The organism is Pseudomonas sp. V88_4, from assembly GCF_029967985.1.
In the GTDB taxonomy this organism is placed as follows: Bacteria; Pseudomonadota; Gammaproteobacteria; order Pseudomonadales; family Pseudomonadaceae; genus Aquipseudomonas; species Aquipseudomonas glycinae.
This window is the reverse complement of sequence record NZ_JASCAF010000001.1, coordinates 94,130-106,831: the sequence shown is the minus strand read 5'-3', so window position 1 is coordinate 106,831 and position 12,702 is coordinate 94,130. Positions and strand designations below refer to the sequence as shown.

The window sequence follows — 12,702 nt, the reverse complement described above, 5'->3', positions numbered from 1 at the left end:
AGAATATGAGCGGAATTGCTATTTTGTAAATTTCCATAATCGGGCCGCCAGCGAGAAGCACCAATTAACAAGTATGGCGTTGTAGAGACGCTTTATTCCCACTCTTTCAGTAAACTCAAAAGCGTCGGAGTGTTCTTTGCGGCAAAGTATTTTTTTCTGAAATAGTATTCGCACATTGAAACTTTGTGCGTGGTCTGCTTACGCTCATTGAATTCATTGTCGAGGGCGGCAAGAGACTGTTCTGCAGTTGGGTAGATTTTTGAGCTGTTTAGAATTTTTTCAATTTCTAAAAATAGCAGGTCAATATATTTGAGGGTTTCTTGAATGTACCATCTGCATTCGTCTCTTGTGCTGGCACCTTGTCTGGCTAGTGCGAAGAATTTGCTCTTGATCTCATCAAATCCTTCGATGCGGTACATGTTTGAGTATATCCACTTATAATGTTTGTTTGTTGTGCCCGTAAGATAGGTGAAGCTCATTGTAGTTTTAAACATCATGTCTCGAGCTATCTCGCAACCCATCCATAGATTTTCTGATTGCCAGCAGCCTTGAACATCCTGGAAGGCATAAAATACTGGAAGTTTTTCTCGGTGAGCTAAGTAAATATGTTTCTCCACGGGAATTCTTGATTTAAGTTTAAGGAATTTTTCGTCGTTATTCAGAGCATGCCCGATTATTAGTCTATGGATTACGTTGTTTTCTGTATTCGTCAAAACAGGAGCGTAAAGAAAACGCTGGTCGGAGGCGATTTCTTCAAATGCTTGTTCGATTTTGAAAAATATATTTTCTATTTCTGAGTATGTTACATAGTCGGCATCAATGTGAATGCTGGTATCACCGTAGAAGTCTGTTGTATTGTGGACTTCTTCATCTTTAGTGATGTGGCGATAATTAATGTCGGTAACGAATGCATGTCCGATGTGTTCCATGTTTTTCGCTTTCGGACGTTTTTCGCAAATGACGATGCAGTCGATATCAGAATGAATTGTTCCGATCCCCTCAATTAAAGAACCTGAAACAATCAGTGTGCTTGTGTGCTCCAAGTATGCCTTATCGAGTAAATAGCTTTTTGGTAATGATAATTTTCCATCCAATATTGTTACGTTATTCTCCGAAATTGAGGATTTTGAAATTTTTATTAAGGTTTCCATTTTATATGTCCCGTGTGCTTGAATTTTCTGTAAACCTCGCTCATGAGGAAACCCTAGTTTTTACTTGGGTCTTCCGTCAATATTTGGATCCAAAATCAGAAGAGCCCTACAAGTTATTGAAGGGCGAAGTGATTTTGGTGAAGGAAAAATCTTTTTATATAAGTTAGCTCCTACAGATGGTTTCCACAGAATCTGTAGGAGCTTTGGCTAAGATGTTTTCTTAATAGAGACTATCGCGCACTCTGATCGGGGCCTCGCGATCATAAGCCTCGGCATCAAACTGCCCATCATTCAGCCGCTTGTGAAACGCACCCGCCGTCGGCAGCGCCGAGCGTGGCAGATGAGTTTGCGGATTCCACGCATCCGAACGCACGAACGCTTTCGAGCAATGAAAGAACGCCGCCTCCACCGCCACCAGCAACACCGTGCGCGCCGGTTTGCCGTTCACCGCGAAGCTTTCCAGTAACTCGGGGTCAGCGCTGATGGTCGCCGTGCCGTTGACCCGCAACGTCTCGCCGATCCCCGGAATAATGAACAGCAGCGATACCCGCGGATCGTGCAACACGTTGCGCAAGGTATCGATGCGGTTGTTGCCCGGACGATCCGGCAGGGCAAGCGTGCGCTCGTCAATGATCCGCACAAACCCTGGCGCATCGCCGCGCGGAGAACCGTCGATGCCATCGGCGCCGACCGAGCTGACAATCACCAGCGGCGAGACCCGGACCATCGCCTGATAGTCCTCGTTGAGAAAACCGATCTGTTTGCGCACCGCCCGTTCGTGGGGCAAGCCGTAGATGGCTTCCAGCGCTTCGATTGAATCGATCATCGTTGCTCCCCCGACAATTAGAAGAACAATCCCATCCGCCGCTCGTAACCGATACGGCCCTTGTACGCTTCGCCGCTGTCGACGAAGCCGTACTTGGCGTACAGCGCAATCGCGGCGTCATTGTCGGCGTCCACCGACAGTTCCAGTCCTTTGATTTCCGGCCAGGCCTGGCGCGCAACTTCCGGCAACGCCAGCAGGCAAGCCTTGCCGTAACCTTTGCCTTGTGCGCGGTGATCGACCTGCAAGGCATGCAGGGTGGCGCTGTGTTCATCGGCCCATTCCGGCAGAACCGGCGGGCGCTTGAGCAGCAGGAACGCCACCGGCTCATCTTCAGCCAGCAGGGCAAAACCCTTCACGCCAGGGCCGGGTTTCGACAGCAGTGTGTGCAGGGCGCCGTGGATATCGCCGGAGAACTTGATCTGCTCGGCGTGGATTTCAATCGCTTCGACTTGCTGACGCTGCAAGGCGTTAAGGCTCTCGTATGGCACGAGTTTGGCTGACACGGGAATTTCCTTTTTCCTACAAAGATGAGCCTCGGATTCTAGCGATTTTGTCTTCTCCGGAATTTTTTTGTTTCAGCTGTCGATCCGGCCAATCGCCAAACGACCAAGGGTGTCTTCACAACAAAAACCACGGAGAACACCATGAGCGCACAAAGCGATATCCAGATCCTAATCAACACCTACCGAGAAGCCGTCATGACCAAGGACGTCGAGAAAGTCATGGCGCTGTACGCCGACGACATCCTCTCGTTCGATGCGATCAAGGCCCTGCAATTCAAGGGCAAGGAGGCCTACCGCGCCCACTGGATCGCCTGCATGGAAATGTGCCCCGGCCCGCACGTTTTCGAGTTCCACGAAATCGCCATCGAGACTGGCGACAACATCGCCTTCGCCCACTGGGTCGCCAACTGCGGCGGCACCAATGAACAGGGTGAAACCCAGAGTTGCTGGATGCGCGCCACCGCCTGCTACCGGCTGGTCGGCGGGGTCTGGAAAATTGCCCACGAGCACTGGTCAGCGCCGTTCGATCCGATGACTGGCTCGACCCTGTTCGATGCGAAACCCTGATCTTCAGCCATAGTTGATCCGTCCGATTCAGGAGAACGCCATGAAGTATTTATGCCTGGTCTACAGCGATGAACGCCTGCTGCATTCGTCACCCGACAGCCCGGAGGACGCCGAATGCTGGGCCTACGCCGAGTCGATCCAGGGCAGTGGCCGGATGGTCGCCGCCGAAGCACTGGAGTCGGTGCAGACCGCCACCACGGTGCGCATGCGCAACGGCAAGCTGTCGATCACCGACGGCCCGTTCGCCGAGACCAAGGAACAGTTGGCCGGCTTCTACCTGATCGATGCGCGGGACCTCAACGAAGCGATCCAGGTCGCCGGCAACATTCCGGCGGCCAGGGTCGGCAGTGTCGAAGTGCGTCCCGTGCGGCAGTTGAATGTCTGAGGTCAGGGCGCGGGTCGAGCAGGTCTATCGCGAAGACTCGCGGCGGATCCTCGCGACCCTGATCCGCCTGCTCGGCGATTTCGACCTCGCCGAAGAAGCCTTGCACGAGGCGTTCTTCGTCGCGGTCGAGCGCTGGCAGCGCGACGGTGTGCCGGACAATCCGCGAACCTGGCTGGTGTCCACCGGGCGCTTCAAGGCGATCGACGTGTTGCGCCGTCGCGCACGGTTCAAGGCCTCGCAGCCGCTATTGCTGGCGCAACTGGAAGAACTGGAACAGTCCGAATGGGACGCCGAAGACGTGGAAGACGATCGCCTGCGCCTGATCTTCACCTGCTGCCACCCGGCGCTGGCGGCGGATGCGCAAGTGCCGCTGACCCTGCGTGAAGTCTGCGACCTCACCACCGAGGAAATCGCCCGGGCGTTCCTCTCGGCCCCGGCGGCGATTGCCCAGCGCATCGTGCGCGCCAAGGCGAAGATTCGCGATGCGAAAATCCCTTATCAAGTTCCAGCCCTCAGCGAATTGCCCGAGCGCCTCGACAGCGTGTTGCGGGTGATTTATCTGGTGTTCAACGAAGGCTATTCGGCATCCGGCGGCGCCCAGGTGACCCGCGAGGATTTGACTCGTGAGGCGATTCGTCTCGGGCGGTTGTTGCTGGAGTTGTTGCCGGATCCGGAGGTCATGGGGTTGCTGGCGTTGATGCTGCTGCATGAATCGCGGCGGTCGGCGCGCTCGACCCCAAGCGGTGAACTGATTCTGCTGGATGATCAGGATCGCGGATTGTGGAATGCCGAGCTGATTGCCGAAGGCTGCGACCTGGTGGAGCGGGCGCTGACCACCGGACGCTTCGGGCCGTACTGCCTGCAGGCAGCGATTGCGGCGGTGCATGCCGAAGCGCCAACGGCGGGGGAGACGGACTGGGAACAGATCGTCGGGCTGTATGACGTGTTGCTGCGGGCGGTGCCGTCGCCGGTGATCGAGTTGAACCGGGCGGTGGCGGTCGCCAAGCGTGACGGGGCGCTGGCGGGGTTGACCTTGATCGAGGGGATTCTGGAGCGCGGGGAGTTGCAGGATTACCACCTGGCGCATTCGGCGCGGGCGGAGTTTTGTCGGCAGTTGGGGCGGGTTGAAGAGGCGCGGGCGGCTTACCGGCGAGCCTTGGAATTGACTCGGCAGGAGCCGGAGCGGCGGTTTATCGAGGGGCGGCTTAGGGAGTTGGAGTGACCCGAACGGGTCGTTGGCAATATTGGCCCCATCGCTGGCAAGCCAGCTCCCACAGGTTTAGCAGCGCACACAAATATGGTGCACGGCGAAGATACCGTGGGAGCTGGCTTGCCAGCGATGGGGCCAGTAAGGCTGGCGACTAGTGATCAAGCCTGCTGGCGCGTAGCCGCCATCACAATCTCGCGAATACAAACCCCCTGCGGCTGCCCATACGCATAGGCAATCGCCGTCGCCACATCCTCGGCATTCAACACCGTGCCGCCCATGTCCTGCTTCCACGCCTGATACCCGGTCTTGATCGCCTCATCCGTGGTGTGGCTCAGCAACTCGGTCTCCACCGCCCCCGGCGCAATCGTGGTCACCCGCACGTTATGCGGCGACAGCTCTTCACGCAGGTTTTCCGACAATCCATGCACCGCAAACTTGGTGCCGACATACGCCACATGGTTCGGGAACGTCTTGCGCCCGGCCACCGAGCTGACGTTGATGATGGTGCCATGCTTGCGCTCGATCATCCCGGCGACCACCGCGTGCACGCCGTTGAGCAGACCCTTCACGTTGACGTCGAGCATCTGGTCCCACTGCGCCGGGTCCTGCTTGCTCATCTCGCCCAGCAGCATCACCCCGGCGTTGTTGATCAGCGCATCGGCCGGGCCGAACTGCGCTTCCGCCTCGGCCACAGCGGCCAACAACGCGGCGCGGTCGGTGATGTCGACGCGGCGGCTGAGGGTGTTCGGCAGTGCCAGTGCTTCCAGGCGTTCGATGCGCCGGGCCAGCAACAGCAGCGGATGGCCGGCCGCGCTCAAGCGGCGGGCGGTGGCTTCGCCGATGCCCGAGCTGGCGCCGGTGATGATGATCAATGGCTTGCTCATGGTTGAACTCCTGAGATAAGAAAAACAAATAACCAGATTCAGGCCGCAGTATATTTAGCCCATTGGAGGCTGAAAAATGCCTTATTCCTCTGTCTGCTATCGGAATTTCCTATGGATATCCGCCATCTCAAAGCCTTCCTCGCGGTGTTCGAGGAACGCAACATCACCGCTGCCGCGCAACGGCTGTTCATCAGTCAGCCCACGTTGTCGGTGACCATCAAACAGCTGGAAGAAGAACTCGGTGCGACGCTGTTCGTACGTCAGCCCCGTGGTGTGGAGGTCAGCGACGAAGCGCGTCTTCTCTACCCGCAGGCACGACGGATGGTGGCCGAGTCAGAGGCACTGAGCCGGATGTTTCGCGGCCGCGAAAACCGTGCGCCGCTGACCCTCGGCATCGAGGGCGACATCGCCGCCAGCCACATCGAAGCCTTTGTGCGCATGGCCCATCAGGCGTTGCCCAATCTGCTGCTGACCCTGGAGGAGGGCTGCCATGGCGATGGTCGATTGGCCGTCGAGGAAATGTGCTGCGAAGACGAACTGTTCCTGCCGCTGTGGGAAGAATCCTATGTGATGGCGCTGCCCCTCGATCATCCGATGGCCAACGCGCAAGCGGGCTGGGCGCCGATCGAGGACTGGATCACCTGCCCGCAGCATCCGTCCCATCAGCGCTTGATGGCGCTGTACGGACGTTCGCCGGAAGCGGTGGCGGGGCATGCCGGTTCACTGCAACAGGCGTTGCACATGGTGGCGGCAGGTGTCGGTGTGGCCATGTTGCCGCAGTCGCTGGTCAGCGGGCATGAGCGCATCGTCGTGCGTGCGCTGCACCTGCCGGCGCCGACCCGGCGAGTGGGATTGTGTTACGCGGCGCAAGCGCTGGAGTTGCCGACGATGCGCGGGTTGCACGCGTATTTTCAGGTCAATCGCCCGGCAGCCATCGAAGCCGCCTGAGCTATTCCAGCATCTTGCTCAGCAACCAGCTCCCCGCCGGCCCCGGCGGGTACAGCCGCGACCACAGCGCATCGACGAACACCGGTTTCGGCCAGCCGCGCACCTTCAGTTCCACCAGCAAGTCATTGCCGAAACGCTCCACCAGCCAGCGCGGCAGCGGCGCCCAGCCGAAACCTTTTTCGGCCATTTCCAGCAGCATCAGATAACTCGGCGCCGACCACACCCGGCCTTTGCCGCGACTGTCATAGGGATTGACGATGGTGGCAAGGCGTAGCTCGCGATGTTGTTCAAGGACTGTTTGATCGATGGATTCCTGAGTCGCCAACGCATGTCCACGACCGACGAACAGGGCGATTTCAGTGCGTTCGGCGACGGTCGCGCTCGCCAGATCCGGCGGGTAGTTGTCCTGCATCTCGGCGAACGCCAGATGCGCCCGACCGCGCTGCACCAGTTCGACCAGGTCATCGCATTCGGCGATCAGGCATTCCAGCTCCAGGTCCGGATAACGTTGTTCGAAGCCCACCAGTGCCGCTTCGAAACGGTCGGACTGATAAGTGTCGGAAATCGCCACCGTGAGTTTCGGCTCGACGCCCTGAGCCAATTGCCGGGCGGTCATTTCCAGGCGGCTGGTGGCCGCCAGAATCGCCTCGGCCCGTTGCAGCATCACGTGCCCGGCCGGGGTCAGGGTCGGTTTGCGGCTGCTGCGGTCGAACAGCACCAGGTCCAGATCGATCTCAAGACTCGCCACCGCAGCGCTCACCGTCGACTGACTGCGCCCGAGTTTGCGCGCCGCCGCCGAGAAAGAGCCTTGAGTCGCTGCCTGGACAAATGCCAGCAACACTTCCTGAGATGCCATGAACTATCGCCTTGATCGATGGTTATTGGTTATGAAGTATCGGTTCGGTGCTGGATCATGGCAACCATCTTCACAGAGGACTTCGGCCATGACTGCCAACAAATCCATCACTGAACGTATCTTGCAGGCCATCGGTTTCGAACTGCTGGCGATTCTGATCTGTACCCCGTTGCTGGCGTGGATCATGGGCAAACCGCTGGTGGAAATGGGCGCCGTCACTATCGCCATTGCACTGCTCGCCCTGGGCTGGAACGTGGTATTCAACGGCTTCTTCGACCGGATGCTCAAGCGCTGGAACATCGCCCACAACGCCTGGGTGCGGGTGGCGCACGCGTTGCTGTTCGAGGGCGGGTTGATCGTGATGGGCGTGCCGCTGATTGCCTGGTGGTTGTCGGTCAGCCTGTGGCAGGCGTTCCTGCTCGACATCGGCGTGCTGCTGTTCTTCCTGCCGTACACCTACATCTACCACTGGGCTTATGACGTGGTGCGCGAGCGACTGGTGATGCGCAACGCTTGCCAGAGCTGAAAACAAAAAAATCGCAGCCTGTGAGGGCTGCGATTTTTTTGTCCGGACTTTGTTCGGGCTTAGAGAAACATCCCGCCCGACGCTTCAATCCGCTGTCCGTTGATCCACTGTGCCCCCGGCGACAGCAACAACGCCAGCGCGCCGCCAATGTCATCCGGCTGCCCGGCACGGCCCAGGGCGGTGTTGCTGGCGACCATGGCGTTCAGCGCCGAGTTGTCGCGCACCGCGCCGCCGCCGAAGTCGGTTTCGATGGCGCCCGGTGCCAGAATATTCACGGCTATCTGCCGCGCGCCCAGCTCCTTGGCCTGATAACGGGTCAGCACTTCCATCGCGCCTTTCATCGCCGCGTAAGCGGCATAACCCGGCAGGGTGAAACGGGCCAGACCGCTGGAAATGTTGATGATTCGCCCGCCATCGTTGATCAGCGGCAGCAGTTGCTGAGTCAGGAAGAACGGCCCTTTCAACTGCACGTTCATCAGCAGGTCGAACTGCGCAGGCGTGGTGTCGGCGAAGGAGGCATGCACGCCAATCCCGGCGTTGTTGATCAGGAAATCGAAGCGCGGCTGTCCGAGCTGTTGCAGTGCCTGCTCGACCCGCCCGGCGAACTCGGCAAAGCCTTCGCTGCGCCCGACATCCAGTTGCAGCATCACGGCGTTGGCGCCGAGTGCTTCCAGTTCCTGTACCAGCGCCTGGGCTTCATCGGCGCGGCTGTTGTAGGTGCCGATGATGTCCACGCCTTGCGCGGCGAGGTGCAGGGCGGCGTTCTTGCCGAGGCCACGGCTGGCACCGGTGATCAATGCGATTTTGCGGTTCATGGGTCTTCCTCGATGGCGGTGACGGTTGATGGGCAAAGTTTATTTATCCGCCATGAGGTGATAAACAGACTGAAACCGGAATCACTGGTCGGATTGTCCGAACAATTAATGGGTGGCCCATGAACAAACTGGAACTGCTGCGCACCTTCGTCCGGGTCAGCGAATTGTCGAGTTTTACGATGGCGGGGGAGAGTTTGGGGCTGCCGCGTTCGACGGTGTCTGAACAGGTGCAGGCGCTGGAAAGCCTGCTCGGCACGCGCCTGCTGCAACGCACCACGCGCCGGGTGCAGGCCACTCAGGACGGCGTCGCGCTCTACGAGCGCAGCAAGGATCTGCTGTCGCACATGGACGAAATCGAGAACCTGTTCCGTCAGGACGAAGCGTCGCTGACCGGGCGGATCCGGGTCGACATGCCGAACATTCTGGCGCGGCGGCTGATCATGCCCAAGCTGCCGGAATTCATGGCCCGTCATCCGAACCTGGAACTGGAAATCAGCAGCACCGATCGCCGGGTCGACCTGCTCGCCGAAGGTTTCGATTGCGTGGTGCGCATCGGCGCGCAGCCCGATCAGTCGGTGGTGGCGCGGCACCTGGGGGATTTCAGCATGATCAACTGCGCCAGCCCCGCGTATCTGGAGCGCTACGGTGTGCCGCAAACGCTTGAGGATCTGGGGCAGCATCGGCTGGTGCATTACGTCGGTGTGCTGGGTTCACGTTCGGAAGGGTTTGTTTACGAGCAGGACGGACAGATCCACCGGCTGCCGATGGCCGGCAGTGTGACGGTCAACAGCACCGATGCCTACGAGTCGGCATGCCTTGGCGGGTTTGGTCTGATTCAGGTGCCGCGTACCGGCATGAACACCTATCTGGACAGCGGCGAGATCGTCACCGTGCTGCCGCAATACACCGCGCCGGCGATGGGCATTTCACTGCTGTACGCCCGGCAACGGCATTTGCCTTTGCGGGTGCGGGTGTTCATGGATTGGCTGGGGGATTTGATTCGCTCAACGCTGTGATTACTGCCGCAACCCCCTGTGGGAGCAAGGGCTCTCACAGGGATTCCGCTGGATCAGAAGATCTGGGTAAACAACCAATACAGACTGCCCGACAGCACAATCGCCGCCGGCAAGGTCAGCACCCACGCCATCAGCAGATTGCGGATGGTCTTCATCTGCAAACCGCCACCGTTGGCGACCATGGTCCCGGCCACGCCCGAGGACAACACATGGGTGGTCGACACCGGCAGGCCGAACATGTCGGCGGCGCCGATGGTCAGCATGGCCACGGTTTCCGCCGACGCACCCTGGGCGTAGGTCAGGTGGGTCTTGCCGATCTTCTCGCCGACCGTGACCACGATCCGCTTCCAGCCGACCATGGTGCCCAGACCCAAGGCAATCGCCACGGCGATCTTCACCCACAGCGGAATGAACCGCGTGGCGTTGTCGATCTGTTGCTTGAACAGTTGCAGCTTGCCGCTGGTGTCGGCGTCGAAGCTGCCGACCTTGTTCTTCTCCATCAGGCGAATGGTTTCGCTGGCCAGGTACATGTCGTTACGCACGTTGCCCATGGCCTCGGCCGGGACTTTCGCCAGCGAGCCGTAGCCTTTGACTTCTTCACCGATGTGTCCGGTCAGGGAGGCGAGGGCAGGGATCAGTTGCGGCGTGGCTTGCTTGCTGCGCATGTAATCCGAGAGCACGGCGCGTGGATCGGCCGGTGTCGGCAGTGGCGCACTTTTCACCAGCGCTTGCTGGGTCACTTGGGCGACGGCGGCGAATTGCAGCGACTGTTCTTCCGGCATGGTGCGATTCAGTGCATAAGCCATCGGCAGAGTGCCGACCAGAATCAGCATGATCAGGCCCATGCCTTTCTGGCCGTCGTTGGAACCGTGAGCGAAGGACACGCCGGTGCAGGTCAGGATCAGCAAACCACGAATCCACCACGGCGGCGGGGTATTGCCTTCCGGTGCCTTGTACAGCGAGCGGTTCTTCACGAACGCGCGCAACGCCAGCAGCAACAGCGCTGCACAACCGAAACCCACCAGCGGCGACAGCAGCAGGGCGTAACCGATCTTGGTCGCCTGGGCCCAGTCCACACCGCTGGTGCCGTCGCGACCATGCATCAACGCGTTGGCCACGCCGACGCCGATGATCGAACCGATCAGCGTGTGCGACGACGAGGCCGGCAGGCCCAGCCACCAGGTGCCGAGGTTCCACAGGATCGCCGCGATCAGCAGGGCGAAGATCATCGCGAAACCGGCGGACGAACCCACTTGCAGAATCAGTTCCACCGGCAGCAGGGCGATGATGCCGAACGCTACCGCACCGCTCGAAAGCAGTACCCCGAGGAAGTTGAAGAATCCCGACCACACCACGGCCACATTCGGTGGTAGCGAGTGGGTGTAGATCACCGTGGCCACGGCGTTGGCGGTGTCGTGGAAACCGTTGACGAACTCAAAACCCAGTGCAATCAATAGCGCCACGCCGAGCAGCAGGAACGGCGTCCAGGTGGTGACCACCGTGCCGAGTTCGTGCATGTCGTGCATCAGACTGTAGGCGGTGAACAGCATCCCCATGGCCAGCACGGCGAAGAACACCACGTAAGTAAAGGGGCCGGTTTTTTTGTCGAGCGCCGGCCTGCCACTGGCAGTGGAGGCCAGGCTGGCGGTCAGGGAGGGAGTAGCCATGGGCGGACAATCCTGAACGGGGGAAGGAGTGTCGCCCATGATCGTTGCTAAATATTACAGAGAGGCTGCGACAGATCAGTGTTTGGCGGATTAGTCGCGCCGCCGGTCTTAATAATCCCGCCGCTTGCGAAACGCCCAGCGCCCGGCGATCACGGTAAACGTCGCCACCAGCGCTACCAGAATCCAGAACCCCTCCGGATCAGTGGCCAGCGGCACGCCGCCGACGTTCATGCCGAAGAAACCGGCAATGATGTTGATCGGCAGCGCCAGCACCGTGACCACGGTCAGGGTGAACAGCGTGCGGTTGCTCTGTTCGTTGAGGTTGGCGGCGATCTCTTCCTGCAACAGCTTGATCCGCTCGCCGAGGGCGGTCAGGTCGTTGATGATCAGCGCGAACTCCTCGGTGGACTTGCGCAGCTCCTTCACGTCCTCCTTCTGCAACCATGGCGGCGGGCGGTTGAGCAGGCGCAGCAGCGAACCCGGCTCCAGCGCCAGCAGCCGTTGCAGGCGCACCAGCACCCGCCGGTTGGCACCGAGTTCGGCGCGGTTGGTCGACAGTCGTGAAGACAGCAACTCGTCCTCGACCTGATCGACGCTCATGCTGGTCTTGCGCACGATCTGCGTCAGCACTTCGCCCTGATCGCGCAGCAGGTGCACCAGCAGTTCCGACGGCGAGCGAAAGCACTCGCCGGCCTTCACCGAAGAACGCAGCTTGTCCACCGAATGCAGCGGTTGCAGACGTGCACTGACGATCAGTTTGCTGCGCACGCAAACCCACAGCGTCGACACGTCCGACGACACCATGCTGCTGAGGTTGAACACCACGTCGTTGACCACCGCCAGCAACGCCGAATCGACATGCTCGATGCGGGTCGAGCGCGAACCTTCGTGCAGCGCTTCGAAAAACTCTTCGGGCAGTTGCAGATGGCTTTTCATCCAGCGCTCGCACGCGGCGTGGGCCAGGTTCAGGTGCAGCCAGAGAAATTCATCGCCCTCGCTGTCGTCTTGCAGGCAGCGCAGGGCGGTTGCCGAATCCACCTCGCGCCCGCGTTCGCCGGGGCGAAAGCGAAAGCCGTAAAGCAGGCCGAACAGGTCAGGATCACGATGGCTGATATCGAGGCTGTGGTTCATGAAGGCTCGCTGCGAAAAGGCGTCTGTCGCGGGATTTGCAGATTCACCTGAGCCGCATCATCGCAATCTCACATGACGCTTGTGTTACAGCAAAATGACGTCAAATCAATGCGTTACCGGCGGTCGGACTTTTCTCAAGAAGGGCGCTGGCACGCCGATCACGCATGAGTTAGGTTGCGCGCCTTCGGCCATGAGCCAAGGTCCGCCGACACGGATG

14 protein-coding genes are annotated in these 12,702 nt (G+C 59.5%); 6 read left to right on the top strand and 8 right to left on the bottom strand.

What is annotated here, in order from left to right; translation table 11 throughout:
- Positions 1 to 92 precede the first annotated feature (92 nt).
- From QLG12_RS00505 to QLG12_RS00495, 3 genes are all read right to left on the bottom strand, one after another.
- On the bottom strand, positions 93 to 1,151 hold the full coding sequence (locus QLG12_RS00505; RefSeq protein WP_282473702.1) for a hypothetical protein: 1,059 nt from the start codon (positions 1,149 to 1,151) through the stop codon (positions 93 to 95).
- 220 nt (positions 1,152 to 1,371) lie between these two features.
- Positions 1,372 to 1,977, bottom strand: coding sequence for a pyridoxamine 5'-phosphate oxidase family protein (locus QLG12_RS00500; protein ID WP_197870480.1), 606 nt, complete (start codon positions 1,975 to 1,977; stop codon positions 1,372 to 1,374).
- Between the two features lie 17 nt (positions 1,978 to 1,994).
- The gene (locus QLG12_RS00495) at positions 1,995 to 2,480 is read right to left on the bottom strand and encodes a GNAT family N-acetyltransferase (protein WP_085745160.1); all 486 of its coding nucleotides are present in this window, start codon (positions 2,478 to 2,480) and stop codon (positions 1,995 to 1,997) included.
- A gap of 141 nt (positions 2,481 to 2,621) precedes the next feature.
- Here QLG12_RS00495 and QLG12_RS00490 point away from each other — a divergent pair, with 141 nt between their 5' ends.
- Genes QLG12_RS00490 through QLG12_RS00480 form a run of 3 tightly spaced genes read left to right on the top strand, consistent with a single transcriptional unit; the run spans position 2,622 to position 4,654 of the window.
- Positions 2,622 to 3,047, top strand: a complete 426-nt coding sequence (locus QLG12_RS00490; protein WP_282473701.1) for a nuclear transport factor 2 family protein — start codon at positions 2,622 to 2,624, stop codon at positions 3,045 to 3,047.
- Between the two features lie 40 nt (positions 3,048 to 3,087).
- Entirely contained in the window at positions 3,088 to 3,432 is a 345-nt protein-coding gene (locus tag QLG12_RS00485) for a YciI family protein (RefSeq protein WP_007951101.1), read from the top strand.
- A complete protein-coding gene (locus tag QLG12_RS00480) occupies positions 3,425 to 4,654 on the top strand; it encodes an RNA polymerase sigma factor (protein WP_282473700.1) in 1,230 nt (409 codons plus the stop codon). The genes QLG12_RS00485 and QLG12_RS00480 overlap by 8 nt, the downstream gene beginning before the upstream one ends.
- A gap of 146 nt (positions 4,655 to 4,800) precedes the next feature.
- Here the strand turns inward: QLG12_RS00480 and QLG12_RS00475 are convergent, their stop codons facing one another.
- Positions 4,801 to 5,526 carry an SDR family oxidoreductase gene (locus tag QLG12_RS00475; protein ID WP_197871201.1) on the bottom strand — a complete coding sequence of 242 codons (726 nt, stop codon included), beginning with the start codon at positions 5,524 to 5,526 and terminating at the stop codon, positions 4,801 to 4,803.
- Positions 5,527 to 5,637: 111 nt separating this feature from the next.
- On the opposite strand from QLG12_RS00475, the gene QLG12_RS00470 reads away from it, so the two are divergent.
- Positions 5,638 to 6,474, top strand: a complete 837-nt coding sequence (locus QLG12_RS00470) for a LysR family transcriptional regulator (protein ID WP_085745157.1) — start codon at positions 5,638 to 5,640, stop codon at positions 6,472 to 6,474.
- A gap of 1 nt (position 6,475) precedes the next feature.
- Here the strand turns inward: QLG12_RS00470 and QLG12_RS00465 are convergent, their stop codons facing one another.
- Complete coding sequence (locus tag QLG12_RS00465) at positions 6,476 to 7,330, bottom strand: LysR family transcriptional regulator (RefSeq protein WP_236194859.1); 855 nt, start codon at positions 7,328 to 7,330, stop codon at positions 6,476 to 6,478.
- Between the two features lie 88 nt (positions 7,331 to 7,418).
- Between QLG12_RS00465 and QLG12_RS00460 the strand changes: the two genes are divergently transcribed.
- Positions 7,419 to 7,856 carry a multidrug/biocide efflux PACE transporter gene (locus QLG12_RS00460; protein ID WP_282473699.1) on the top strand — a complete coding sequence of 146 codons (438 nt, stop codon included), beginning with the start codon at positions 7,419 to 7,421 and terminating at the stop codon, positions 7,854 to 7,856.
- Between the two features lie 59 nt (positions 7,857 to 7,915).
- Here the strand turns inward: QLG12_RS00460 and QLG12_RS00455 are convergent, their stop codons facing one another.
- A complete protein-coding gene (locus QLG12_RS00455) occupies positions 7,916 to 8,671 on the bottom strand; it encodes an SDR family oxidoreductase (protein WP_197871207.1) in 756 nt (251 codons plus the stop codon).
- Positions 8,672 to 8,790: 119 nt separating this feature from the next.
- Between QLG12_RS00455 and QLG12_RS00450 the strand changes: the two genes are divergently transcribed.
- The gene (locus QLG12_RS00450) at positions 8,791 to 9,687 is read left to right on the top strand and encodes a LysR family transcriptional regulator (protein ID WP_282473698.1); all 897 of its coding nucleotides are present in this window, start codon (positions 8,791 to 8,793) and stop codon (positions 9,685 to 9,687) included.
- 53 nt (positions 9,688 to 9,740) lie between these two features.
- Here QLG12_RS00450 and QLG12_RS00445 read toward each other — a convergent pair whose 3' ends face one another.
- Together QLG12_RS00445 and QLG12_RS00440 are read right to left on the bottom strand one after the other, a co-directional pair.
- Positions 9,741 to 11,354, bottom strand: coding sequence for an inorganic phosphate transporter (locus QLG12_RS00445; RefSeq protein WP_197871211.1), 1,614 nt, complete (start codon positions 11,352 to 11,354; stop codon positions 9,741 to 9,743).
- A 108-nt stretch (positions 11,355 to 11,462) separates the two neighbouring features.
- A complete protein-coding gene (locus QLG12_RS00440; RefSeq protein WP_011335565.1) occupies positions 11,463 to 12,485 on the bottom strand; it encodes a transporter in 1,023 nt (340 codons plus the stop codon).
- Positions 12,486 to 12,702: the final 217 nt, after the last annotated feature.

Coding starts and splice junctions, on each gene's coding strand:
- QLG12_RS00505 (WP_282473702.1), bottom strand. CDS start 1,151: ATGGAAACCTTAATAAAAATTTCAAAATCCTCAATTTCGGAGAATAAC.
- QLG12_RS00500 (WP_197870480.1), bottom strand. CDS start 1,977: ATGATCGATTCAATCGAAGCGCTGGAAGCCATCTACGGCTTGCCCCAC.
- QLG12_RS00490 (WP_282473701.1), top strand. CDS start 2,622: ATGAGCGCACAAAGCGATATCCAGATCCTAATCAACACCTACCGAGAA.
- QLG12_RS00485 (WP_007951101.1), top strand. CDS start 3,088: ATGAAGTATTTATGCCTGGTCTACAGCGATGAACGCCTGCTGCATTCG.
- QLG12_RS00480 (WP_282473700.1), top strand. CDS start 3,425: ATGTCTGAGGTCAGGGCGCGGGTCGAGCAGGTCTATCGCGAAGACTCG.
- QLG12_RS00475 (WP_197871201.1), bottom strand. CDS start 5,526: ATGAGCAAGCCATTGATCATCATCACCGGCGCCAGCTCGGGCATCGGC.
- QLG12_RS00470 (WP_085745157.1), top strand. CDS start 5,638: ATGGATATCCGCCATCTCAAAGCCTTCCTCGCGGTGTTCGAGGAACGC.
- QLG12_RS00465 (WP_236194859.1), bottom strand. CDS start 7,330: ATGGCATCTCAGGAAGTGTTGCTGGCATTTGTCCAGGCAGCGACTCAA.
- QLG12_RS00460 (WP_282473699.1), top strand. CDS start 7,419: ATGACTGCCAACAAATCCATCACTGAACGTATCTTGCAGGCCATCGGT.
- QLG12_RS00455 (WP_197871207.1), bottom strand. CDS start 8,671: ATGAACCGCAAAATCGCATTGATCACCGGTGCCAGCCGTGGCCTCGGC.
- QLG12_RS00450 (WP_282473698.1), top strand. CDS start 8,791: ATGAACAAACTGGAACTGCTGCGCACCTTCGTCCGGGTCAGCGAATTG.
- QLG12_RS00445 (WP_197871211.1), bottom strand. CDS start 11,354: ATGGCTACTCCCTCCCTGACCGCCAGCCTGGCCTCCACTGCCAGTGGC.
- QLG12_RS00440 (WP_011335565.1), bottom strand. CDS start 12,485: ATGAACCACAGCCTCGATATCAGCCATCGTGATCCTGACCTGTTCGGC.